Here is a 24,473-nt window from a genome sequence, read left to right on the forward strand (position 1 = left end):
ATTTCTCTTATAATTCGTACAGCTCTAATGGTAAACCGTCTGGATCTTCAAAAAAAGTAAATCTTTTACCTGTAAATTCGTCCACCCGAATAGGTTCTACCATTATATTTTTAGATTGTAAGAATTCAACATTTTCTTCTAAATTATCAACCGAAAAAGCCAAATGCCTTAAACCTCTTGCTTCAGGTCGAGAAACTCTTTCGGGTGTATTGGGAAAAGAAAATAATTCTATACAATATTTATTCTGCAAAGCTAAATCTAATTTATAAGAATCCCTTGCTTCTCTGTAAACTTCTTGAATTATTGAGAACCCTAAAATATCGACGTAAAATTTTTTGGACTTTTCATAATCAGAACAAATTATTGCAATATGATGAATGTCTTTTAATTGTAACATTATTTAATGTTTTGGTTTCGCACGTTCGTATTGATTGGGCCATTTTACTTCAGCTCCTATTTCTAGTGAAGCAAAAAGTGGAAAATATGGATTTCGTAATAATTCGCGACCAACGAAAATTAAATCTGCTTTATCATCTTGAAGTATAGCTTCTGCTTCTGTTCCAGATTCTATTAATCCAACAGCTCCGATATTAATTGATGCAACTTCTTTAATCGCTTTGGCAAATGAAACTTGATATTCTTTTTCAACTTTTATTTGTTGATGTGATACTGCGCCTCCAGTAGAAACATCAATTACATCAACACCTTTTTCTTGTAAAATTAGAGCTAACTTTTTAGAATCCTCGATATTCCAACCACCTTCAGCCCAATCTGTAGCTGAGATTCTGATCCATAATGATTCTGATGTGATTTCAGTTTTAATTGCTTCTACAATTTCTATAATCAAGCGAATTCTGTTTTCAAAACTTCCACCATATTCATCAGTTCTATTATTAATTAAAGGTGAAAAGAATTGATGTATTAAATATCCGTGGGCCGCGTGAATTTCTAAGATTTGAAATCCAGCTTTGATTGCTCTTTTAGCAGCTTTTCTGAAATCATTAATAACCTTATCAATTCTTTCTTTAGTTAAAGCTATTGGAGCATGATCACTTAAATGAAATGGAATTTCTGAAGATGAAAAAGTTTGCCATCCATGCACTTCATTAGGTTTTATTTGATGATAATCTAACCATGGTTTACCGCAACTCGCTTTTCGGCCAGCATGTGCAAGTTGAATACCAGGAACACAATTATATTTTTTAATTTCTTCCACCATATCAATGTATGCCTCGATATGATCATCTTTCCAAATTCCTAAATCACCGTAAGAAATTCTTCCTTCTGGGCTAACCGCTGTTGCTTCTTGTATTATTGTACCGACACCTCCTATTGCACGAGTTACATAATGTGTATAATGCCAACTATTTGGAAATCCATCTATAGCAGAATATTGACACATCGGAGACATGACAAGACGATTCTTTAAAATTAGATTTTCATTTATTTCTATTGGCTCAAAAAGTAATGACATTTTTTTTATTGTTTAGTAAACTAAAATATAAATAAAAATTCACGTAAAAAACACGAAATATAGGCGATCTACAACTCATTATCAATCAAAGTAGTAGTATAAACGATTTAAAATGTTTGTAAAAATTAACCTATTTTGTTGCATTATACTTCATAAACTTCGTAATTTTACAAAAAAAGTGAATTTTGGAAAAGAAAAAGATTGTCATCGTAGGTGCTGGATTTGCAGGCCTTAGATTAGCTAGAGAATTAAAAAACAACCCAAACTTTTCTATTACACTTATAGACCGTTATAACTTTCATCAATTTCAACCTTTGTTTTATCAGGTTGCCACTGCAAGGATTGAACCTAGTAACATCTCTTTCCCATTACGTAAAGTATTTCAGGGAAGTAATAATGTTCAAGTTCGTTTAGCTGACGTAACAGGAATTAATAAAGATAAAAACGAAATTGAAACAACAATCGGAGATTTTTCTTACGATTACCTTGTTTTAGCCAATGGATGTACCACAAATTTCTTTGGTAATAAACAAATTGAGGAATTAGCCTTCCCAATGAAATCTACAGACGAAGCAATTACGCTTAAGAATAGATTAATAACAAACTTTGAGAGCGCTTATTCTGCATCACCGGAAGAATTAGAAGAAATCATGAATATCGTGGTTGTAGGTGGTGGCCCAACTGGTGTTGAGCTTTCAGGTGCAATTGCGGAGATGAAAACTAAGATTCTTCCAAAAGATTATCCTGATTTTGATTTTTCAGGATTAAACATCTTCTTAATTGAAGGTGGACCAAATTTATTAGGACCAATGTCTTCTGCGTCTCACCAAAAATCTCGTCAATATTTAGAGGAATTAGGTGTACAAGTATGGACAGAAGGACGTGTAACTGGTTACGATGGTAAAGTAATTTCTTTAGCTGATGGTCGTAGCATCAAAACTAAAACTGTAATCTGGGGAGCTGGTGTTACAGGAAATGTTTTAGATGGAATTGATCAATCTGCTATTCAAAGAGGTAACCGTATTACTGTAAACAGACACAACAAAGTTGTTGGGACTGATAATATTTTTGCTATCGGTGATATCTCTTACATGGAGACTCCTAATTATCCAAACGGGCACCCTCAATTAGCAAACGTAGCAATTAACCAAGGTTTAAATTTAGCTAAAAACTTTATAGCCTTAGGACATGGAACTGAAGAAAAAAACTGGGTGGATTTTGAATATAACGATCCAGGATCTATGGCAACTGTAGGAAAATACAGAGCTGTTGTAGATTTACCTCAATTCTCATTCCAAGGACGTTTAGCTTGGTTTACTTGGATGTTCTTACACTTAATGTTAATTTTAAGCGTTCGTAACAAATTATTTATTTTTATGAACTGGATGCAGTCTTTCTTTACTGACGATACTTCTTTAAGAATTATCACAAGACCTACAAAGAAAGATTACAAACACAACATTAAGGATTATAGAAAATTCCCTAAGAATCGTAAAAAACATGAAGAAGCCTAAAGCTTCTTCTTTTTTTTTATATCTACTTATGCAATGTGATAATTACTAAAAACAAAAAACTCCTTAAAATTTTACTTTAAGGAGTTTATATTTTGTAAGAGTTTTAAGGATTACCCTTTAAGGATAACTTCCATTTTTGCTCTTTCTTCTTCAGCTAATTCTAAGTCAACTAAAATACGTCCTGAATGCTCATCAGTAATAATTTTTTTACGTTGAGCGATATCCATTTGACGCTGTGGTGGAATAGTAAAGAATGAACCTGCAGAAGCTCCACGCTCTACTGGAACAACAGCTAAACCATTTTTAACAGATCCGCGAATTCTATTGTAAGCTTGAATTAAACGATTTTCGATATTTGCAGAATACTCAGCAGATAATTTAATTAATAAATTTTCTTCTTTCTCAGTATCTTTTACAATAGTTTCTAACTCAGCTTGTTTATGAGATAAATGTTCTCTTTTTTCAGCTAATTTAATTTCTGCTTCACTGATTTGGTGATTCTTTTGTTCAATTTTAATAGTGAACTCACGAATTCTCTTCTCAGCTAATTCAATTTCCAATCCTTGGTACTCAACCTCTTTAGCTAAGGCATCATACTCACGGTTGTTACGTACATTATCTTGTTGCTTAGTATATTTTTTTATTAAAGCTTCAGCATTTTTAATTGCTTCTTTCTTTAATTTGATTTCTTCTTCCAAACCTTTAGCTTCCTCAACGACTTTTTGAATTCTCGTTTCCATTTGAATCACGTCATCTTTTAAATCTTCAACTTCTAAAGGTAATTCACCTCTTGTGTTTCTGATTTCATCTAAACGTGAGTCAATTAATTGTAAATCAAATAATGCGCGTAGTTTTTCTTCAACGCTCATTTCCTTAATATTTTTTGTTTCAGACATAGTTAACTATAATTAACAGGATTGGTAATAATTCCAGAATTAAAGATGACAAAATTACTAAATTTTTCTTTAAGATACGAAGAAATTAAATTAATTGTAAATTGTTCTGACTCATAATGCCCAATATCCATCAAAACTATTTGGTTTTCAGCCGAGAAAAACTCATGATATTTTAAATCTGATGTAATATAAGCGTCAGCACCTGCTGCTAAAGCATTTATTATTGCAAAAGCACCCGAACCACCCAATACGGCAACTTTCTTAATTGGCTTATTTAACAAATTAGAATGACGTACAACTGGAGTGTTCATTTTTTCCTTTACAAAAGATATAAATGATTTTTCGTCCATTTCAGATTCTAGTTCACCAATCATACCTAAACCGATGTACTGATTTTTATTGACTAAATTGATAAGACTATAAGCCACTTCTTCGTATGGATGGTTATCAAACAAAGCTTTCATAATTGTAGCTTCACAATGTTGTGGAACTACAATTTCTATTCTTGTTTCTGGAACTTCCGTTAACGATCCGATATTTCCTATCGTAGGATCAGAACCTTCCAATGGTCTGAAATTTCCAATTCCATCAACTAAAAATCCACATGAATCATAATTACCAATTTTCCCCGCTCCTGCTTCATATAAAGCTAATTTTAATTTTTCTGCAGAATCAGTTGGCACATAAGTAACTAATTGTTTTAATACTTCATTTTTTGGTATCAAAACTTTTGCATTAGATAAACCTAATTGATTTACAATTCCACGATTTACACCATCGAAAGAATTATCTAAAGCTGTATGAGTTGCATATATATTTATTCCGTATTTTATTGCGTTAATAACGGCACGTTCAACGTAGGTTTTCCCATTCAATTTCTTTAATCCTGAAAAAACTATTGGATGGAAACTAATAATCAAATTCGCACCTTCTCTCCTAGCTTCTTCAACAACTTCTGGAGTTGTATCTAAACAAACTAAAACTTTTGTTACCTCATCGTTATAATCACCAACTAATAAACCAACATTATCAAAATCTTCCGCATAATTTAGCGGAGCAATTTCTTCTAAAGCTGATGTAAAATCTTTTACTTTCATAAATACGAAATTATAATTTTAATCTTAATTTTTCTGTAGGTAAATTATTATCTTCTCCTATATAATAACTTTCTAAACCTGCATTCATCAATATTTTTTTAGATGCTATATTTTCGGGATCTATAATACCAATGATAAATTTAGCCAACTCATGCTGACGGGCGAATGATACTAAATCTTGACAAATAGTTGTTCCATAACCCATTCCCCAAAAATCTTCCATCAAAATATATCCAACTTCAATAGTATCTTCCTCATGTATGTAATTTTCTAATTTAGCTAAACCAATTATTTGATTGCGATCATAGACTTTAAAATATCCACCCAATTGATGAGATTCATTCGTTTCCATAATTGATTTGAAACGCTCAGTACTACGTTCTAAAGTAGAAGCAGAACCTGTAATATATTTCATAACATTATCTGAATTCACAATTTTATGATAGCTATCGAAATCTACTTCTTCAAATTTGATGTAACTTAATTTATACATATATGCTGATTTATAGATTTTAAAAGATTGATTTGATTTAACGTTCTATCCAAATTTTGATTTTCCTTTGAAGTGTGATAATACACATCGTCTGAAATAAAATCAGTTAAAAAACGAATGGCTTGAATCAAAATAACAACAAATGCCGTTAAATCAATAGATTTTAACTCTTCTTCTGTTAAAATATCTTTTAAATTCGAAATAAAACCATCCTTTACAGCCTGATAATTTTCCAATGAGAAATTATTGATTGGATCTGGATCATCTTCAGATTTTAAATTTGAATAGGTACGAATCATATCGCCAAAATCGCATAAAATATTTCCTGGTAAAATCGTGTCCCAATCTATAAGTCCTGCAACTTTGGTTTCGTTCTCAGAATCAAATAAAAAATTACTGATTTTAGCATCCGCATGAACAACTCTTTTAGGAAACTCAATTTCTAAATATTTATCTATTAAAAATATATGATCTTGAATAAAATTAATCTCATTCTGAGCACGTTCAATTCTATTTTTATTTCCGTTGATTAAGGCAAGTTTATAATCTGAAACACGTTTCTTATAATCTAAAAAACCTGGAATACTTTCAGAAATTCGATTAATTGACAAATCATTTAAAACATTATGAAACTCGCTTATAGCACTTGCTGCAGCAAAAGCTTGTTCTTTTGAAAGCACTTTATCGTAGCAAACAGAATTCGGAACAAAACTCGTCATACGCCAAGTTTCACCATTTAAAAAAGTTAAATAATTTCCATTTTTATTCGGAATAACATCAAGAATCGCTTTGGTATAATTTTTCGATTTTAGATGATTTGCAACCGTCAACATGTTGGAAACTATAATTTCGGGCTGTAAAAAAATCGAAGTATTTATCTTTTGTAAAATATAATTGTTATAACCTAACGATAATTTATACGTAGAATTTATATATCCTTGATTTATTGGAAAAACGTTAACATCTTCAGGTCTTTCGAAATAATTTGATAATACGTTTTCCATTAATACCACAACTTTTTTGGATAAGAACCTTGTTTTATTTTAGAATAAATTTCTTCTTTTACAAGATCTTTATCACCTGGATAAGTCATTCCAAACCATTGATCAGTCGATATTGAAGCGGAAACCTCAACTTTATTTTCTTGAATCAATTGATTGATTACTTGTGGTAAAAAGAATTCCTTTTTTTGATCATTTGCATACGATTTCATGAATAAATCGAATTTATCCTCTAAAAATCTAAAAATAGAAGGATTTAAAATCCAAAAATTCATAGAAACTGACGTATTATTGTCAATTACACCTGAAATATTTTCATCCTCAAAAATGATTTTATCTTCATATCTGAAAATATTTGTTCGTTCTACAACGTCGTACAAAATTCCTTTTTCTATTTTACAAATTCCACGCGAAACACTTCCGTTATCACTCAAAGTATTCTCTAATAAATAAGTAACAATTCCATATTGATTGGCCGCAATTTTACCTTCAGAATTTAATGTAACTGCTTTCTGAAACGAATTTTTGCTGTAAAAATCATCTGCATTAATTACAATAAAATTATTAAGTAAATGATTTTTTGCAACCAACAATGCGTGTGCAGTTCCCCAAGGTTTTTTGCGATCTATAATATCATCAAAATAATTTCTTGGAACTGACGTATAAGTGGTTTGAAGCACAAACTCTGCACTACCACCTTTTAATTCAATAATTTTTTGAAAATATTTTCGTGTTTCATTTTCAAACTGTTGATTGATAATAAACACGAAATGCATAATTCCTACCTCCATTGCATCAAAAATTGCATATTCCATTAAGCTTTCGCCATTTGGACCGATAGGATCAATTTGTTTCTGGCCATTGTATCTACTTCCCATACCGCCAGCTAGTATAACTAATGAAAGAAGATTAGATGTTGTTTTCAAATCCAAAAATTGGTTTTCTTGTTTTATATTTTCCTTTTGTAAAATCTGGCATTTCTTGTGATGAACCATTTTCAGCGATTGATTTTTCACTTAAAGGTGTCACAGCGTACCAAGTTGCTAAATCGTAGACATCAAATGGGAATTCTCGGTTATTCTTGATACATTCAATAAAATCATTAATTAAGAAATAATCCATTCCTCCGTGTCCAGCTCCAGCTGCTTTTGCTTCATTTTTTTGCCAAAGAGGATGATCATAATTTTTTAAATAATCTTCCGAATTTGTCCATTTATGATTTTTTTGCATTTCATCTTCAAAATATAAGAATCCTTGATTAAAACCACCTGAACCTATATCTTGCCAAATCCCGTTTGTACCTTGTACTCTAAATCCAAGATTATATGGGCGTTGTAATGATGTATCGTGTGTTAAAAGAATCGTTTCACCATTTTCACATTTTAAGATTGTTTGAACAATATCTCCTTGTTTAAAATCTACTTTTGCATTTGGATGATCTTTCCCAGCTTGTTTAATAATATAATCCGTTAAACCTGCTTGTTTAGAAGCCATTGCAGTTAAATGTGTAATTCTATTTCCACGATTTACATCCATCATTGTTGCTACCGGACCTAAACCATGCGTTGGATATAATTCTCCATTACGCTTTAGGTAATGATTTGTTCTCCAAGCAGCTTCTGAAAATCCTTTCTCACCAAATTCTACACCTCCGCCATACGGTTGTTTACCATCGTTGAATAAAACATTTCGTAAATCGTGCTGATAACCACCTTGTCCGTGCACAATTTCACCAAATTTACCTTTACGAGCCATATTAAACACAGCCATTATATCACGACGGTAACATACATTTTCCATCATAAAAATCGGAACTTTCGTTTCCTCGTAAGCTTTTACATAATTCCAACATTCGTCAACAGAAATTGCTCCACAAACTTCTAATCCAACGATTTTACCAGCTTTCATAGCTTCGATAGCTTGAATCTCGTGCCATTCCCATGGTGTTGAAATAATAACCGCATCCAAGTTTTTTAATTTTAATAAATTACGATAATCATAATTTCCGTTACTAAAATATTGAACCGGTTTTTTGTTGTGTTTAGCAAAAATTTTATTTGAACGTTCAATCATTCTTTGATCTGGTTCAGCAATCGCTACAACTTCTACGTCTTCACGTTTTAAAAGCTCGTCTAAATGAACTTGTCCTCTCATTCCGACAGCTATTAATCCAACTCTAACTTTTTTTGATGTAGAATCAAACGCAAACAAAGATTGTGGTAGAATTAATGCACCAAATGTTGCAATAGATGCGTTTTGTAAGAAAGATCTTCTATTCATAATGTGTTATGTATATTTAATTAATAGGTTTTTGTAATATCTTCTGGTAAAACTAAAGTAAAATCAGTTAAAATGAAATTTTCATTTTCAGGTATTTCTAGTTTAAGCGAAATATTTTTTGATTCTAAAATTTGAATCACTGCTACTTTTAAACTTCGTTTATATAACTTTAAATACCAATAAATCCCTCCATATTGTTTAGAATGATAATCACCATTATAATGTAAAAACAATTTATTTTGATTAAGATTCAATATAATAGACTCTGCCATTGTAGCATCTTTTATAGCTTGTGCAGCAACAAATTGTTTCGCTTTAGTTCCCGCATGATCGCCCATCATTTTTATCATTTCTGGATAACCTGGCGCATTATAATCAATTGTATAAGGTAATTTTACCATCCATTTTTTTTCATAATCTGGTAAATCAGTTAAAGAATCTACCCCATTTTTTGATACAGCAGATGCATATCTACGAGGAACATTAGTTGCTATAAATGGTAATTGATTATTTTTTGCAAAATCCAACAAAGGTTTATAATCCGTATTAAAATTATTCCATAATCTAACCTGATCCTTTAAATCTTTATCTAGAATTTTCCCTGCTAAATAATGATTTAAACCTTCTTGATTATCTCGTTCAAACATTTCAGCACCTAAAACTAAATTGTTGCCTTTATTTTGATATATTGCCTCGGTTAATTTTAGTTGCAACCAATGATTAATCGAATTATTATGATGTTCACCAAATAATACGACATCATAATTTACTAACTCTTTGACCATTTTATCAAACACAACAGGTTTTCCTTTTTGATTGTAAAATTGAAAAGCTTTTAAATCTTGTCCTGATACAGAAATAAGGGTAAAGAGTAATATAAATAGGTTAAATAATTTATTTCTCATAATTATAAAATAGTGTTGATGTAACAAATTAAAGAAATCATCTACTAAATTGATAAAGAATCTGAATTTAATATGCAAAAAGTACTTGAAATTAATAATCTGACTAAAAAATTCGGAACATTTACGGCTGTAAATGATATAAGTTTTTCAGTTGAAAAAGGAAACGTTTATGGATTGTTAGGACCTAATGGAAGTGGGAAATCTACAACGTTAGGAATGATCTTAAATGTTTTAAACCCAACGAACGGTAGTTGGAAATGGTTTGGAAAATCTTCTGATAATAATTCTTTAAAGAAAATTGGAGCAATTATAGAAAGTCCAAAATTCTATCCCTATTTAACAGCCGAAAAAAATTTACAAATCGTAGCTGATATCAAAGAAGTTCCTTATTCTAAAATTGATGAAAAACTTGAATTAGTTGGTTTATTAGATCGAAAAAAAAATAAATTTGAACAATATTCTTTAGGAATGAAACAACGCTTAGCCATTGCTGGTGCTTTGTTAAATGATCCTGAGGTTTTGATTTTAGATGAACCAACGAATGGATTAGATCCTCAAGGAATTATTCAGATACGAGAATTGATTCAGAAAATTGCTAAAATGGGAACTACAATTATTTTAGCTTCTCATTTATTAGATGAAGTAGAAAAAGTATGTTCTCACGTTGTAGTTTTAAAACAGGGAAAAATGCTTTATGCTGGTGAAGTTGATAATATGAATAATAGCTTTGGTATCTTCATTTTACAAGCAGAAAATCAGCAATTATTAACGAATGCATTAAATCAATTACCCTATTTTGATTCAGTTATCGAGAAAAACAAATTCATTGAAGCTAAACTTAATCAAGCAATTTCTTCTGCAGAATTAAATAAAATCTTATTTGAAAAAGGTGTTGTGTTATCACACTTAGTTCAAAGAAAAGAAAGTTTAGAAAATCAATTCTTCCAATTAATCCAAGAAAATAAATAAAATGAATAGATTATTACGTATCGAATGGAACAAAATGTTCTATAACAAAGGAACAAGAATTTTTTTAATCTTGTATTTTATTTTAATTGCGATTATGGGTGCGGTTTTACCTAACATAAAACCAAATTTAAACGGGATTGAAGTTGATTTTATAAAACTTGGAGCTTTAGAATTTCCTGTAATTTGGCACAATATTGCTTGGGTTGTAGGATTTGGTAAATTCTTTTTAGCTATTATTGTAATTAATAATATTTCCAATGAATATTCTTTCGGAACTTTTAAACAAAATACAATTGATGGATTAACGAAGTTAGAATTTTTCAGTAGTAAATTAATAATGAATATTTTATTTGCTATAGCTTCATCTTTATTAGTACTATTTATTGTTTTAGGTTTGGGGTTAAATTTTTCAAAAGAATTTAATTTGACTAATGGAATCGAATTTTTAGCTGGATTTTTAGTAGAAATTATAACATTCATTTCATTTGCTATGTTTTTAGCGTTTCTTCTTAAGAAAAGCACGTTTGCAACATTATCAATCTTCGTTCTTTTTATTATCGAATCTATTTTTAGAGGATCTGAAGCTTTTATTAGATTAAAAAATAATCAGATAAATGATGAAGAACTAACATTCATAACATCTTATTTACCAATTACATCTAATGGTAAAATTATAGGATTTCCTCCAGGAAGTATTTCACAATACATGATGAACGGTAAGTTCTTTACAGAATCTCATGTTCAATGGGATCATTTCGGGATGAATATTTTCTATACGATTCTGTTTTTAGGCTTATCATACCTATTAATTAAAAAGAGAGATTTATAATAAATTTTTCAAAATATCATAAAACAAAGCATGTTAAAAAAAGATTTTAACATGCTTTTTTATTCCGTAAAACAACAGAAGTTTTTAATTCGTTTTATTATCTTTGCTCAATGCAAATGACAAATTTTGACACGTTAAAAGAATTGCTTTCTACTCCAAAGAAGATTGCAATTTTACCTCATAAAAATCCAGATGGAGATGCCATAGGTTCAACCTTAGCCATGTACCATTTTTTAAAGAAATTTAACCACACGTGTAACGTTGTAGCTCCTAACGATTTTCCTAAATTTTTAAAATGGATGCCAGCTGCAAAAGAAATTGTAATTGCAGATTATCAGGCAAAACGTGCTGAAGCTATTATTCATCAAGCTGATATTATTTTTATTTTAGATTTTAATACGGTAACACGTATTGATGATTTAGGAGATTGGGTACAAAAATCAAAAGCCCCTAAAGTTTTAATAGATCATCACAGAGAACCAGATACATTTGATTTTATGTATTCTGATATTGAAATGCCAGCAACTTGCCAAATGGTTTACAATTTTATTGAGGCTATGGGAGAAGTTGACAAAATTGATAAAGATATCGCCGACTGTATTTATACAGGAATGATGACCGATACCGGTGGATTTAGATTTAGAAATACTTCTGCCTCTACTCACCGTATAGTTGCCAATTTAATTGATCGTGGAGTTGAAGTTGATAAAGTCACTTCATACGTAAACGATTCACAATCAGAAGCGCGATTAAAACTTTTATCCTTAACGTTAAATAATCTTTCCTTTATTCCAGAATCTCGCACAGCTTTTATGTACATAAAGCGTGAAGATTTATTTGCAAATGGATTTCAGAAAGGAGATACAGAAGGTTTTGTAAACTACGGTTTAAGCGTTGAGAATTATGTATTTTCAGTTATTTTTATCGAAGATACCGTTCATAATTTTATTAAAATATCTTTACGTTCAAAAGGTGATTTTGACGTAAACGATTTTTCGCGTAAACACTTCAACGGAGGTGGCCATATGAATGCTGCAGGCGGAAGAAGTGATTTATCAATGGAAGATACTATAACTTATTTCAAATCGTTGTTACCTCAATATCAAGATAATCTTACAAAAGTAACTATCTAATGAATAAATTTGCCTTATTAATAATTGCAAGTATTGGATTTGTAAGTTGTGATAATCAAATTGTACAATATCCAGTAAGCTATAGTAACGACGATTTTATGCAACGTTCACAAGAACGAGGTAAAATGTTATTACAAGAAGAAATACAATGGTTTGAAGAATACAAAAAAACTTCAGATTTAACTTTTAATAAAACTGAAAGTGGTTTATGGATTTCTAACAGTGGTCAAAAAACAGAAACTATGGCAAATGTTGGAAATTATGTTAATTTCACTTACCAAGTTTATGATGTAAAAGGAAACTTAATCTATCCGTATAGTGAAATCGGAACTCAAAAAATTATTTTAGGAAAAGCCGATATTGCACGTGGATTACATGCTGCTTTACAATTAATAGAACCAGGTCAGGAAGCGCGTGTTTTACTCCCTTCATTTCTTGGTTATGCTGGTTATGGTGATGATAATAAAATCGAACCAAATCAGCCACTTATACTTGATGTAAAAGTTAACGAAATTAAAAAACACTAAACGAATATAATTAAAACACCTGTGAATTATTTAAATGAAAAAATTAGTATTAATCTTAACAGTCATAACTACTCTTGTTAGTTGTGGCGTTAAAATACCAAAGACGATGAGTAAAGAAGAATTTAAAAATTTAGAAGATGGATTGTACGCTAAAATGACTACTAGTCATGGAGCAATGACAATCAAATTTTACGAAGAACAAGCTCCTATGACTGTAGCTAACTTTGTTGGATTAGCAGAAGGAACAATCGAAAATAAAGCAAAAGCAAAAGGAGTTCCATTTTATGACGGAATTGTTTTCCACCGTGTGATTAAAGATTTTATGATTCAAGGTGGTGATCCTGATGGTATTGGTACAGGTGGTCCAGGTTACGATTTTGAAGATGAGTTTGATGCTGATTTAAAACACGATTCAAAAGGTATTTTATCAATGGCAAATTCAGGACCTGCAACTAATGGTTCTCAATTCTTCATTACTGAAGTTCCTACTCCATGGTTAGACGGTCGTCATACTATTTTCGGGAAAGTTATCGAAGGATTAGAAGTTATTGATTCTATTGCGAATGTTGAAAAAACACCAAGCGACAAACCAGTTGTTCCTGTAACAATTGAGAAAGTTGAAATTGCTCGTAAAGGTGATAAATACGCTAAATATGACGGTGCTGAAGCATTTGTTGCTGCAAAAGAAAATCACGCTAAAAAACAAGCTGAAGCTGCTACTAAAAAACAAGCTGAATTAGATGCTGAAATTGCACGTCAAAAAGATTTAGAATCTAAAGCTACTTCAACAGCTTCTGGATTAAAATATGTAATTTTAGAAGAAGGTAATGGTGAAGTTCCTGCACATGGAGAACCAATCAAAACTCACTACACTTTACGTTTAGCAGATGGTGAAAAATTAGATTCATCATACGATCGTAATCAACCATTAGACGTAACAGTTGGTGTAACTGGTTTAATTCAAGGATGGATGGAAGCTTTAACTTTATTCAAAAAAGGTACTAAAGTATTTTTAATCATTCCGGCTGAATTAGGTTATGGATCAAGAGGTGCTGGAGGTGTTGTTCCACCAAATGCAACTTTATACTTCGATATGGAAGTTTTAAACTAATAATTATTTATAATTCAATAAAAAAAGCTACAGAAATCTGTAGTTTTTTTTTATTTGAAAATGTAATATCATTAAAACAATATGTTAAAATTGTTAAATCTTCAAAATTTGAATTTAATTTATTCAAAATAAAATCTGCTTTCAACACTCATGAATAGGAACTTTACACAAAACATGATTAAAATTATAAATTAAATCTATTTGTTAATAGATAAATTTCCTTAATTTTATTCGTTTCGGCTAAAAAATTTAAACAATCTTTGCAATAGAAAATTAAAGTTTTCGACATGTAAAGGGGTAATCAAATGAAGTTGATTATTAAGATTGAAAAATTATCCCTTTGTATTCATAGTGTTTTTTTATAGTAGTTTAGGTTGGTTAAAAAGGTTTTGCATTTGCAAAACCTTTTTTTTATATAATTTATTAATTCAAAAGGAGTTATAAAATTGATTTGTGTTAAATTTTCAATTATTGAATAAACCTTTAACCATTGTTTTACATATAAAAACTCCTAGTGTTTATCGAGATAAAACTCATTTATAACGAACACAATAGTTTCTAACTATTTCTTAATAGAATAATTTGTATATATTTTTATTAAAACTGAATAAATATTCTACAACTTTGCAATATAAAATTAATTTTTTCATATTCATTCTAAAACGAAATTTTAAAGAAGATTGAGCTTTAAAATTAGTTTTAATTCATAGTGTTTTTTTATAGTAATTTAGGTTAGTAAAAGGTTCGATTTCGAACCTTTTATTTTTTTATAAATTCTGTTATATTTTCCGCAGGTCGCCCTATTACTCCTTCTCCATCTCGTAAAACGATTGGTCGCTGAATTAATTTAGGATTTTCTACCATAATTTTAATTAATTCATCATCAGAGAAATCTTTTCCTTTAAATTGTTCTTTCCAAATCAATTCGTTTGTTCTAACTATATCAATTGGGGAAACTTTTAATTGTGTTATCACATTTTTTAACTCATCAAAAGACAATTCATCTTTTAAATATTCTCTCACTTCAAATTCTACAGCAGCTTCTTCCATCATTTTAATGGCATCTCTACTTTTTCCACATCTTGAATTATGTAAAACGGTGTACATTTTGCTATTTTTTTGATAAATTTAATAAATTTCAATCCAATGATAAGATTCTTTTCTATTTTAATACTTTCAATTTTTATAACCTCTTGTACAACAAATTCAGTTTCAAATAACAATGCTACAACTGGTAATAAATTAACTTTTGAACCAAATGATAATGGAGAATATGACATTATTGTTTTTGATCCTCAGTATGATATATTTTTAAAATCTATCGCTCGTCCTAAAACATATAACACGTACGAATTTTATAAATCAAAAAATAGAATGTATACTTCAATTTGGAATCAAAGACACATGATGCCATCAGTTTATGATCAAAATTTATATGCCGTGAGCATTGATTTAGATTCTAATGTAGATTACGGTTTAGATTTTGAGTATAAATTATTTAACTTTTTCCAATTTATTGAATGGAAATATAAAGTCCGTTTAATGTAAAATTGAGCAAAATGCAATACATTTGCCACCTTATTTTAAGAATTTATGAATTCATTTTCTACAGAAGTTTACAACGAAATAATTACTTTATTTCCTCAGTTAGAGGGACTAAATAAACAAGATACAGATTTATTAGAGTTTACATTCGAAAACGATCAAAAAACTCCAATGGGAAGCATTTATATTCAAACATCAGATGATGATCAAATTTGGATTCGTGCTGATCATCCCTTTACTACTTATGCTGTTGATTCTGTAGAAGAGCTTATCTATATTATAGGTGGAATTATCTCAAACGAAATGTTTTGGGTAGTTGCTTACGATGAAGGTGAATGGGACGATTCTTTCTTTGCCCTGAAAGGTCACGAGATGGAAATGGAACAAGGTATTGAATATAAAATTTTATCTTGGGACGGATCAGAAGATCAATTAATTAAAGGTTAAAATCTAATCTATTAAATCAAAACTATGTTTAATACAGAGTTACTTAAAAATTTACAACAGCGAACTGCTGATTTATATACGTATTTAGAAATCGAACAAAAAGAAATCGAAATACAAAACGAAGAAGAAACTGCAGCTTCTCCAGAATTTTGGAATAATCCAAAAGAAGCAGAACTTTTTATGAAAACTCTTCGTGGTAAGAAAAAATGGGTTGACGAATATAAAGCTATCGAAACTGCTGTTAATGATTTAGAAGTTTTAACTGAATTCAATCGTGAAGGCGATGTAACTGATGAAGAAGTTGAGGAACAATACCAAACAACTTTAAAAATCATAGAAGACATCGAATTCAAAAACATGCTTTCTGAAGAAGGTGATAATTTAGGAGCCGTTTTACAAATAACTGCTGGAGCTGGTGGAACAGAATCTTGTGACTGGGCTAGTATGTTAATGCGTATGTATTTAATGTGGGCTGATAAACACGGTTACAAAGTAAAAGAACTGAACTACCAAGATGGTGACGTTGCTGGTGTAAAAACAGTTACTTTAGAAATTGATGGTGAGTTTGCTTTTGGATATTTAAAAGGAGAAAATGGTGTACATCGTTTAGTTCGTATTTCGCCTTTCGATTCTAATGCAAAACGTCACACATCATTCGTTTCGGTTTACGTCTCTCCTATCGTAGATGATACGATTGATATCCAAATTAATCCAGCCGATATCGAATTACAAACTTCTCGTTCTGGTGGTGCTGGAGGTCAAAATGTAAATAAAGTTGAAACAAAAGTTCAATTAACTCACAAACCAACAGGTATTGTTGTAGTTTGTCAAGTAGAACGTTCACAGTTAGCCAACCGTGAACGTGCAATGGAGATGTTAAAATCTGAGTTATATAAAATTGAATTAGAAAAGAAAATGGCTGCTCGTAACGAAATTGAAGCGAATAAGATGAAAATCGAATGGGGTTCTCAGATTCGTAATTACGTTATGCATCCATATAAATTAGTAAAAGACGTTCGTACAGGTACTGAAACAGGAAATGTTGATGCTGTAATGAATGGTGATATTGATGAATTCTTAAAGTCTTTCCTAATGTTAATGGGACAAAAAGAAACATCTAATTAATAGTGTAATTTCACACTGCTATTATGAAAATTATTATTGGTGGCGCTGGAGAAGTTGGTTTCCATCTGGCTAAATTATTATCCAATGAGTTAAACGATATTATTATCGTTGATATGGATAAAGATAAACTTGCTTTTATCGAGAACAACTTAGATGTAATGGCGTTTCGAGGCGATATTACTTCTTTTAAAGCTTTACGCGAAATAAAAGCAGACGAAGCTGATATGTTTATCACGGTAACTCATCTTCAGAACACAAACTTGACTAGCGCCATGATTGCGAAGAAAATGGGTGCAAAAAAAACTATTGCGCGTATTTCTAACCCCGAATTTTTACATCCAGATAATCAACTTTGGGTTAAAAGTTTAGGAATTGATATTATTATTTCGCCAGAACAATTAGCTGCTAGTGAAATATATTCTTTAATTCAGCAATCAGCATTTAATACCATGCATTCATTCGCAAATGGGCAATTATTCTTAGCTGGAACAATTTTAGACAAAGACGCTAAAATTCTGAATAAAAAGTTTAAAGATATGTATTTAACATCCAAAGGAGGTGTTGAAAATCTTTTTATGCCTATCGCTATTATTCGTAGCAACGAGCGTGGTGAATATTATACGATCATACCTGAAAACGATACCGAATTCCAAATCGGAGATCAAATATACTTTATTGTAAAAAAATCTGGAATTATCGAGATTTATAAGATTTTAGGTAAAAAACAAGAATATTTCAAAAACATTATCATTCTTGGAGGTGGCAGTATCGGAATTAAAACTTCTAAAATTCTTTCTGAAAATAAGCATAATGTAAAACTAATCGAGATCAATCGTCATAAAGCTTTTGATTTAGCTGATGAAATGAGTAGTACGCTTATCATCAACGGTGATGGTCGTGATGGTGAACTTTTAGTTGAAGAAGGAATTTCTGATTCTGATGCTTTTATTGCGGTAACAGGTAGTTCAGAAACTAATATAATGTCTTGTCTTTTAGCAAAATCAAAAGGTGTTAAAAAGACAATTGCATTGGTTGAAAATATCGATTACATTCATTTGGCTCAAGAAGTTGGGATTAATGCATTTATTAATAAAAAATTATTAACCGCAGATAGTATCTTCAGATATATTCGTCCAGGTGAAGTAATGGATGTAACAGGAATTTCTGATTTAGATGCAGAAGTTTTAGAGTTTAAAATTCAGGAAAACTCAACTGCAGCTTACAAAAAAATTAGCGATTTTCCTTATCAACAAGATGCAATCATCGCCGGAATTGTGCGTCGAAACGAAGGTTGGATTCCTACTCAAGATTTTATTTTAGAACCTTTAGATCGTGTTGTTGTATTTAGTCAAGCCAATATCATTTCTAAAGTGACAAAATATTTTAAGTAATGAAATCCATAAATTATAAAGTAATCCTTAATCTTTCTGGAGTTTTATTACTTTTAAATGCATTATTTATGTTTGTAAGCATGTTTGTAAGCATTTATTTTGGTGACGCTTTAACATATTCATTTTTATTTTCAGGTTCGATAATCGGAATTTTAGGAGGATTAATGGTTTATTCAACAAAAGATAGTCGGAAACACGTTTCAAAACGAGAAGGTTACCTCGTTGTGTTTATAGGCTGGTTATTTTTAATCTTAACTGGCTGTATACCCTATTTTTTAGCATATTTCTATTTACCTGATGATGATTTAGTTCATAATCAGTTTCATATTATCAATATCCTTTACGAAACTGTATCTGGATATACAGCAACTGGATCTTCCATTTTTAATGATCCTCAAAATCTACCAAAGAGTATTTTGTTTTGGAGAACCACAACCAATTGGATTGGAGGAATGGGAATTATTGTTTTAACAATTGCCATATTACCATTTTTAGGTATTGGAGGTCGACAATTATTTTTAGCTGAAGCTCCAGGAATTTATACAGATAAAATACACCCAAGAATTACTGATACTGCTAAGAATCTTTGGATTTTATACGTTGCTTTAACGCTAATATTTTCTATTTTCCTGTATTTCTCTGGTATGAATTTGTTTGATGCAACCAATCATGCAATGAGTGCTATTTCAACGGGTGGATTTTCAACCAAAAATCAAGGAATTGCTTTTTGGAGCGACAATATTCCTGTACAATATTTATTAATGATATTGATGTTTATTGGCGGAACTAATTTCTCTTTGATTTATCTGATGACCAAAGGACAATTTAAAAGAATCTGGAAAAATGAAGAATTTAGATGGTATATTGCATTGATTAGCCTTACGACATTAGTCGTTTTCTCAGGATTATTTTTTGTGGTTTTTCCTAGTATTGGAAGTGATATTTATAGTCTGGCTAGCATCGAACATTCTTTCAGAACTTCTTTATTTCATGTAATTTCTATTGTTTCTACAACTGCATTTTATATTGAAGATTACACCAATTGGTTAAGCATAATTACACTAATATTTTTTGCATTATTTTTTATTGGTGGATCTGCGGGGTCTACTTCTGGAGGTGTAACTGTAATAAGACAAGTAATTTTATTAAAAAACTGTTTTGTAGAATTTAAACGAATTTTACACCCAAACGCGATTGTACCTGTACGTTACAATAACAAATCTTTACCTGAAGCTGTTGTTTTCCATGTAATGGCATTTTTTGTTATGTTCATGTTTACATGGATCATTAGTTCAATATTATTTGGATTATTAAACTTTGGAATAACGATGAATATGGAAGATGTTTTAACTTCATTAACCATTACTGCTTCTACTCTAGGTAATGTAGGGCCTGGTATTGGCGATTTTGGACCAGGACAAACTATGAATAATCTAACTGATTCTGCGAAATTATTATGCTCAGGTTTAATGGTTCTAGGTCGATTAGAATTATTTACTATTTTGATTCTATTTACTCCAGCATTTTGGAAAAATAATTAATAAAAAAGGCGAAAGCAGTTCTTATTTAATTAAGCCCTTCTTTCGCCTACGGTTGGTTTGGTTGGTTTTTATTGATTTAGATTGGTTATTTAAACTTAATCAATGACTATGCCAAAATTATCTTAAAATTTAAAATTATTTTAACTTATCACTGAACTTTGCTCTGAATTTTTGAATTTTTGGTCCAACAACTGCTGAACAATATGGTTGGGTTGGATTCTCATTATAATACCCTTGATGATAATCTTCTGCCGCATAAAAAACATCAAAAGGTTCTATCGTTGTTACAATTGGTTTATCATAATAACCCGACGCATCCAATTTTACCTTAGATTCTTCAGCTTTCAATTTCTGTTCTTCATTTAAATAATAAATCACAGATCTGTATTGAGTTCCTACATCTTCACCCTGTTTATTTAAACTAGTTGGATCATGAACTGCCCAAAATGCTTCTAATAATTCTTCGTAAGAAATTATAGAAGAATCAAAATCAATTTTAACAACTTCGGCATGGTTTGTTTCTCCTGTACAAACTTCTTTGTATGTTGGATTAACTATATCACCTCCCGAATATCCAGAAGTAGCAAGCTCTACTCCTTTTAATAAATTATAAACTCCTTCAACACACCAAAAACATCCAGCTCCAAAAATTGCTGTTTCAATCGCCATAAATAATTAAGTTATATAAATTAAAAAAAATTAAATTAACTGATAAGATGTATCATCTTTTATATCACCAATCACAAAAGTACTATGTGTACTTCCGATAGATTTGATTGTTGTTAGTTTATTAACCATAAAATCACGGTACTCGTCCATACTTTCAAAAGCCATTTTTACAATATAATCATAATCGCCACTTACGTGGAAACATGATTGTACTTCTTTCAAATTCTTAATTTCAGATTCAAATACTGAAATATTTTCTTGAGAATGCTGACTTAATTTTACATGACTAAAAACTAATAACTCTTTATTAATAAACCTTCTATTAATTAAAGCTACATATTTGTTAATTACTCCTGCTTTTTCAAGCTTTTTTATTCTTTCATGAATTGCTGTTGATGATAAATTCAATTTATCTGACAATTCTTTATAAGTTATTTTACTATTCTCTTGCAAATGCATTAATAGTTGCTGATCTAATTCGTCTATTTTCATAATAGGTGTAGAAAAAATTTTATTCTAAATTACATATAATATAACAAAAAACAACTTGATTAATTTCTTATTTAACCATTATTAATAGAATAATTTTCATAAATTATCGTCAAACACTTATTATTATACAAAACTTAAGTTTATTGGTTTCAGATAGACTGAAAAATTTTCTAAAGAATTGAAATAAACAAATAATTATTTTGTCTATGAAGTAAGTAGAATATAGATTCTGAAATATTTTTAAAATAAAGAAAATCTAACATCAAAAAATTTTTAGATTCATAAACAGATTGTATATTTGCCCTACAAATTTAGGTAGAGGAATGATTTGACTGCTTGCAACCTCATTAAACAAATGCTAAACCAGGATACTTCAGTTATCGCATTTCCTCTCGACTTATATATTTAAATTTATACAAAATGTCATATTTATTTACATCTGAGTCAGTATCAGAGGGACATCCAGATAAAATCGCTGATCAAATTTCAGACGCATTATTAGATCACTTTATTGCTTTTGATGCTAAAAGTAAAGTTGCTTGTGAAACCTTAGTTACAACAGGACAAGTAGTTTTAGCTGGTGAAGTAAAATCTAAAGCATATATAGATTTACAAAGAGTAGCACGTGAAACAATTAAAGAAATTGGTTACACGAAAAGCGAATACATGTTTGATGCTAACTCTTGTGGTATATTATCTGCAATCCACGAACAATCTCCTGATATTAATCAAGGTGTTGACCGTACTTCTGATGAAGAACAAGGAGCTGGTGACCAAGGTATGATGTTTGGTTACGCAACAAACGAAACAGATAACTATATGCCTTTAGCATTAGATTTATCTCACCGTATTTTAAAAGAATTAGCTCATATTCGTAAATACGAAAATGATTTATTACCATATTTACGCCCTGACGCAAAGTCTCAAGTAACTATTGAATATGATGACGATAATAATCCTGTTCGTATAGATACTATTGTAATTTCTACTCAACATGATGATTTTGCTAATGAACAAGCGATGCGTGATAAAATCCAAAACGATTTAATCAACATCTTAATTCCAAGAGTTAAATCGCAATTACCTGTTCATATTCGTGAATTATTTAACGAAAACATTACGTATCACATCAACCCAACAGGGAAATTCGTAATTGGAGGACCTCACGGAGATACTGGTTTAACAGGTCGTAAAATTATCGTTGATACTTATGGTGGTAAAGGTGCTCACGGTGGTGGTGCGTTTTCTGGAAAAGATCCATCAAAAGTAGACCGTTCAGCTGCTTATGCTGCTCGTCATATTGCTAAAAACTTAGTTGCAGCTGGTGTTGCTGACGAAGTTTTAGTACAAGTTTCTTATGCTATCGGTGTAGTTGCTCCAGTTTCTTTATTAGTTGATACTAAAGGTACTGCAAAAGTTAACTTAACTGACGGTGAAATTTCTAAAATAGTATCTGAAATTTTTGATATGCGTCCTTACGCAATTGAAACTAGATTAAAATTAAGAAATCCTATTTACAAAGAAACTGCATCTTACGGACACTTAGGACGTCAACCGGAAACTGTTACAAAACGTTTTGAATCAGCTAACGGAATCGATGTTGTTGAAGTTGAAGTTGAATTATTTACTTGGGAGAAATTAGATTTCGTTGATCAAGTTAAATCAGCATTTAATATTTAATTCAAAATATAATTCATAAAAAAACTCGGTCAAATGACCGAGTTTTTTTTATTTTACCTTGTAGCGTCTGCTCTCCAAGTTTTACCATCTACTACATACAATATTTTTAATGTATTTGCATTAATTCTGATATAAGACAAATCAGAACCACCTACATTAATACTGTAATTCGCATCTTCTTTAATAAATTCTACTCCAGTGATGTTTGGAATATTATTAGAAAAAATAAAATTGTACTTGTTTCCAACTTTTACTACTCTAACATTCCCTACGTTACTGTTTATATTTGTATCACCAGAAATATAACTCACAGCACCATTATAAGTCCCTACAAATAAATCATTATCAGCAGGATCATCATCATTAGAACATGCTGTAAAAACGAATAAAGCAAAGATTGACAGTAAAAATAACTTTAATAGATTTTTCATAATAAGATTGTTTTTAAATAATTATCACAATCTGAAATACAACCATAATACCAAAAATCATCATTCTTTATAATCTGAGCATAAAAATTTAAATTTTAACATTTTTAAGTCTCACAAAAAAGTGTAATTTTGGTGAAAATAAACATCAATAAAATGAATTTATTACAAGGAAAAACTGCAATTATTACTGGTGCTACTCGTGGTATTGGAAAAAGTATTGCTGAAGTTTTTGTAAAAAACGGTGCCAATGTAGTTTTTACATATGCATCTTCTGTTGAAAAAGCACAAGCATTAGAAGCAGAATTATCTCAATTTGGAAAAGTAAAAGGATATCAATCAGACGCTTCAGATTATGAGGCAGCTCAAAAATTAGTTGATGATGTTTTAACTGAATTTGGACAAATTGATATTGTTATTAATAACGCAGGTATTACAAAAGATGGATTATTAATGAGAATGTCTTCTGATGATTTCGAAAAAGTAATTCAAACAAACTTAAATTCTGCATTCAATTTAACAAAAGCTGTTATCAAACCTATGATGAAACAACGTTCAGGATCTATCGTGAATATGTCTTCTATTGTAGGAATTACAGGTAACGCTGGTCAAGCAAATTATGCCGCTTCTAAAGCTGGTTTAATTGGTTTTACTAAATCTGTCGCTTTAGAGTTAGGTTCTCGTAACATCCGTTGTAATGCAATTGCACCAGGATTCATCGAAACTGAAATGACTGAAGTTTTAGACCCTAAAGTGGTTGAAGAATGGAGAGCTGGAATTCCATTAAAACGTGGTGGCCAACCAGAAGATGTAGCTAACGCATGTTTATACTTAGCATCAGATTTATCAAGCTATGTAACAGGACAAGTATTAAGTGTTGACGGAGGTATGCACACATAATATCTTAAAAATATCATATCTTTTCA

General features: G+C 30.5%; 26 protein-coding genes. 13 read left to right on the forward strand and 13 right to left on the reverse strand.

Going from position 1 to position 24,473, the window contains the following annotated elements:
* Positions 1-7: 7 nt before the first annotated feature.
* Positions 8-397: an SMU1112c/YaeR family gloxylase I-like metalloprotein gene (gloA2, locus tag J9309_RS12650; protein ID WP_230476246.1), complete on the reverse strand. Its 390-nt coding sequence runs from the start codon at positions 395-397 to the stop codon at positions 8-10.
* Positions 398-400: 3 nt separating this feature from the next.
* Positions 401-1,474, reverse strand: coding sequence for an NADH:flavin oxidoreductase/NADH oxidase (locus tag J9309_RS12655; RefSeq protein ID WP_230476247.1), 1,074 nt, complete (start codon positions 1,472-1,474; stop codon positions 401-403).
* A 185-nt stretch (positions 1,475-1,659) separates the two neighbouring features.
* On the opposite strand from J9309_RS12655, the gene J9309_RS12660 reads away from it, so the two are divergent.
* On the forward strand, positions 1,660-2,988 hold the full coding sequence (locus tag J9309_RS12660) for an NAD(P)/FAD-dependent oxidoreductase (protein WP_230476248.1): 1,329 nt from the start codon (positions 1,660-1,662) through the stop codon (positions 2,986-2,988).
* A 110-nt stretch (positions 2,989-3,098) separates the two neighbouring features.
* Here J9309_RS12660 and J9309_RS12665 read toward each other — a convergent pair whose 3' ends face one another.
* The 7 genes from J9309_RS12665 to J9309_RS12695 are packed head-to-tail and all read right to left on the reverse strand — an operon-like array spanning position 3,099 to position 9,660.
* Positions 3,099-3,884: a zinc ribbon domain-containing protein gene (locus J9309_RS12665; RefSeq protein WP_230476249.1), complete on the reverse strand. Its 786-nt coding sequence runs from the start codon at positions 3,882-3,884 to the stop codon at positions 3,099-3,101.
* A 2-nt stretch (positions 3,885-3,886) separates the two neighbouring features.
* The gene (locus tag J9309_RS12670; RefSeq protein ID WP_230476250.1) at positions 3,887-4,981 is read right to left on the reverse strand and encodes a Nif3-like dinuclear metal center hexameric protein; all 1,095 of its coding nucleotides are present in this window, start codon (positions 4,979-4,981) and stop codon (positions 3,887-3,889) included.
* 10 nt (positions 4,982-4,991) lie between these two features.
* Positions 4,992-5,474, reverse strand: coding sequence for a GNAT family N-acetyltransferase (locus tag J9309_RS12675; RefSeq protein ID WP_230476251.1), 483 nt, complete (start codon positions 5,472-5,474; stop codon positions 4,992-4,994).
* Positions 5,462-6,478 carry a phosphotransferase enzyme family protein gene (locus J9309_RS12680; RefSeq protein ID WP_230476252.1) on the reverse strand — a complete coding sequence of 339 codons (1,017 nt, stop codon included), beginning with the start codon at positions 6,476-6,478 and terminating at the stop codon, positions 5,462-5,464. Before J9309_RS12680 ends, J9309_RS12675 begins: the two co-directional genes overlap by 13 nt.
* A complete protein-coding gene (locus J9309_RS12685; RefSeq protein WP_230476253.1) occupies positions 6,478-7,401 on the reverse strand; it encodes a nucleotidyltransferase family protein in 924 nt (307 codons plus the stop codon). Before J9309_RS12685 ends, J9309_RS12680 begins: the two co-directional genes overlap by 1 nt.
* Complete coding sequence (locus J9309_RS12690; RefSeq protein ID WP_230476254.1) at positions 7,385-8,755, reverse strand: Gfo/Idh/MocA family protein; 1,371 nt, start codon at positions 8,753-8,755, stop codon at positions 7,385-7,387. The genes J9309_RS12685 and J9309_RS12690 overlap by 17 nt, the downstream gene beginning before the upstream one ends.
* Positions 8,756-8,775: 20 nt before the next feature.
* Positions 8,776-9,660 carry a ChaN family lipoprotein gene (locus J9309_RS12695; protein ID WP_230476255.1) on the reverse strand — a complete coding sequence of 295 codons (885 nt, stop codon included), beginning with the start codon at positions 9,658-9,660 and terminating at the stop codon, positions 8,776-8,778.
* Positions 9,661-9,732: 72 nt separating this feature from the next.
* Here J9309_RS12695 and J9309_RS12700 point away from each other — a divergent pair, with 72 nt between their 5' ends.
* From J9309_RS12700 to J9309_RS12720, 5 genes are all read left to right on the forward strand, one after another.
* Positions 9,733-10,629 (forward strand): ABC transporter ATP-binding protein, encoded by an 897-nt coding sequence (locus J9309_RS12700; protein ID WP_230476256.1) that lies wholly within the window; start codon positions 9,733-9,735, stop codon positions 10,627-10,629.
* A gap of 1 nt (position 10,630) precedes the next feature.
* Entirely contained in the window at positions 10,631-11,458 is an 828-nt protein-coding gene (locus J9309_RS12705) for an ABC transporter permease (protein ID WP_230476257.1), read from the forward strand.
* A gap of 110 nt (positions 11,459-11,568) precedes the next feature.
* The gene (locus tag J9309_RS12710) at positions 11,569-12,591 is read left to right on the forward strand and encodes a DHH family phosphoesterase (RefSeq protein WP_230476258.1); all 1,023 of its coding nucleotides are present in this window, start codon (positions 11,569-11,571) and stop codon (positions 12,589-12,591) included.
* Complete coding sequence (locus J9309_RS12715; protein ID WP_230476259.1) at positions 12,591-13,118, forward strand: FKBP-type peptidyl-prolyl cis-trans isomerase; 528 nt, start codon at positions 12,591-12,593, stop codon at positions 13,116-13,118. The genes J9309_RS12710 and J9309_RS12715 overlap by 1 nt, the downstream gene beginning before the upstream one ends.
* A gap of 34 nt (positions 13,119-13,152) precedes the next feature.
* The gene (locus J9309_RS12720) at positions 13,153-14,229 is read left to right on the forward strand and encodes a peptidylprolyl isomerase (RefSeq protein ID WP_230476260.1); all 1,077 of its coding nucleotides are present in this window, start codon (positions 13,153-13,155) and stop codon (positions 14,227-14,229) included.
* Between the two features lie 759 nt (positions 14,230-14,988).
* Here J9309_RS12720 and J9309_RS12725 read toward each other — a convergent pair.
* Complete coding sequence (locus J9309_RS12725) at positions 14,989-15,336, reverse strand: arsenate reductase family protein (protein WP_230476261.1); 348 nt, start codon at positions 15,334-15,336, stop codon at positions 14,989-14,991.
* A gap of 39 nt (positions 15,337-15,375) precedes the next feature.
* On the opposite strand from J9309_RS12725, the gene J9309_RS12730 reads away from it, so the two are divergent.
* From J9309_RS12730 to J9309_RS12750, 5 genes are read left to right on the forward strand one after another with little or no spacing between them, the layout of a single operon-like run.
* Positions 15,376-15,777 (forward strand): DUF6146 family protein, encoded by a 402-nt coding sequence (locus J9309_RS12730; RefSeq protein ID WP_230476262.1) that lies wholly within the window; start codon positions 15,376-15,378, stop codon positions 15,775-15,777.
* Between the two features lie 45 nt (positions 15,778-15,822).
* Positions 15,823-16,221, forward strand: coding sequence for a hypothetical protein (locus J9309_RS12735; RefSeq protein WP_230476263.1), 399 nt, complete (start codon positions 15,823-15,825; stop codon positions 16,219-16,221).
* Between the two features lie 24 nt (positions 16,222-16,245).
* Positions 16,246-17,346 (forward strand): peptide chain release factor 2, encoded by a 1,101-nt coding sequence (prfB, locus tag J9309_RS12740; RefSeq protein ID WP_230476264.1) that lies wholly within the window; start codon positions 16,246-16,248, stop codon positions 17,344-17,346.
* A 23-nt stretch (positions 17,347-17,369) separates the two neighbouring features.
* Entirely contained in the window at positions 17,370-18,737 is a 1,368-nt protein-coding gene (gene trkA, locus J9309_RS12745; RefSeq protein WP_230476265.1) for a Trk system potassium transporter TrkA, read from the forward strand.
* Positions 18,737-20,278 carry a TrkH family potassium uptake protein gene (locus tag J9309_RS12750; RefSeq protein WP_230476266.1) on the forward strand — a complete coding sequence of 514 codons (1,542 nt, stop codon included), beginning with the start codon at positions 18,737-18,739 and terminating at the stop codon, positions 20,276-20,278. Before trkA ends, J9309_RS12750 begins: the two co-directional genes overlap by 1 nt.
* A 135-nt stretch (positions 20,279-20,413) precedes the next feature.
* Here the strand turns inward: J9309_RS12750 and msrA are convergent, their stop codons facing one another.
* Together msrA and J9309_RS12760 are read right to left on the reverse strand one after the other, a co-directional pair.
* Positions 20,414-20,947: a peptide-methionine (S)-S-oxide reductase MsrA gene (gene msrA / locus J9309_RS12755; protein ID WP_230476267.1), complete on the reverse strand. Its 534-nt coding sequence runs from the start codon at positions 20,945-20,947 to the stop codon at positions 20,414-20,416.
* Between the two features lie 30 nt (positions 20,948-20,977).
* The gene (locus tag J9309_RS12760) at positions 20,978-21,439 is read right to left on the reverse strand and encodes an Lrp/AsnC family transcriptional regulator (RefSeq protein WP_230476268.1); all 462 of its coding nucleotides are present in this window, start codon (positions 21,437-21,439) and stop codon (positions 20,978-20,980) included.
* Between the two features lie 420 nt (positions 21,440-21,859).
* On the opposite strand from J9309_RS12760, the gene metK reads away from it, so the two are divergent.
* A complete protein-coding gene (gene metK, locus J9309_RS12765; RefSeq protein ID WP_230476269.1) occupies positions 21,860-23,119 on the forward strand; it encodes a methionine adenosyltransferase in 1,260 nt (419 codons plus the stop codon).
* A 53-nt stretch (positions 23,120-23,172) separates the two neighbouring features.
* On the opposite strand, the gene J9309_RS12770 is transcribed toward metK, so the two are convergent.
* Positions 23,173-23,550: a hypothetical protein gene (locus tag J9309_RS12770; RefSeq protein ID WP_230476270.1), complete on the reverse strand. Its 378-nt coding sequence runs from the start codon at positions 23,548-23,550 to the stop codon at positions 23,173-23,175.
* A 153-nt stretch (positions 23,551-23,703) separates the two neighbouring features.
* Between J9309_RS12770 and fabG the strand changes: the two genes are divergently transcribed.
* A complete protein-coding gene (gene fabG, locus J9309_RS12775) occupies positions 23,704-24,447 on the forward strand; it encodes a 3-oxoacyl-[acyl-carrier-protein] reductase (RefSeq protein WP_230476271.1) in 744 nt (247 codons plus the stop codon).
* Positions 24,448-24,473 lie beyond the last annotated feature (26 nt).

The organism is Faecalibacter bovis (assembly GCF_017948305.1).
GTDB classification, from domain to species: domain Bacteria; phylum Bacteroidota; class Bacteroidia; order Flavobacteriales; family Weeksellaceae; genus Empedobacter; species Empedobacter bovis.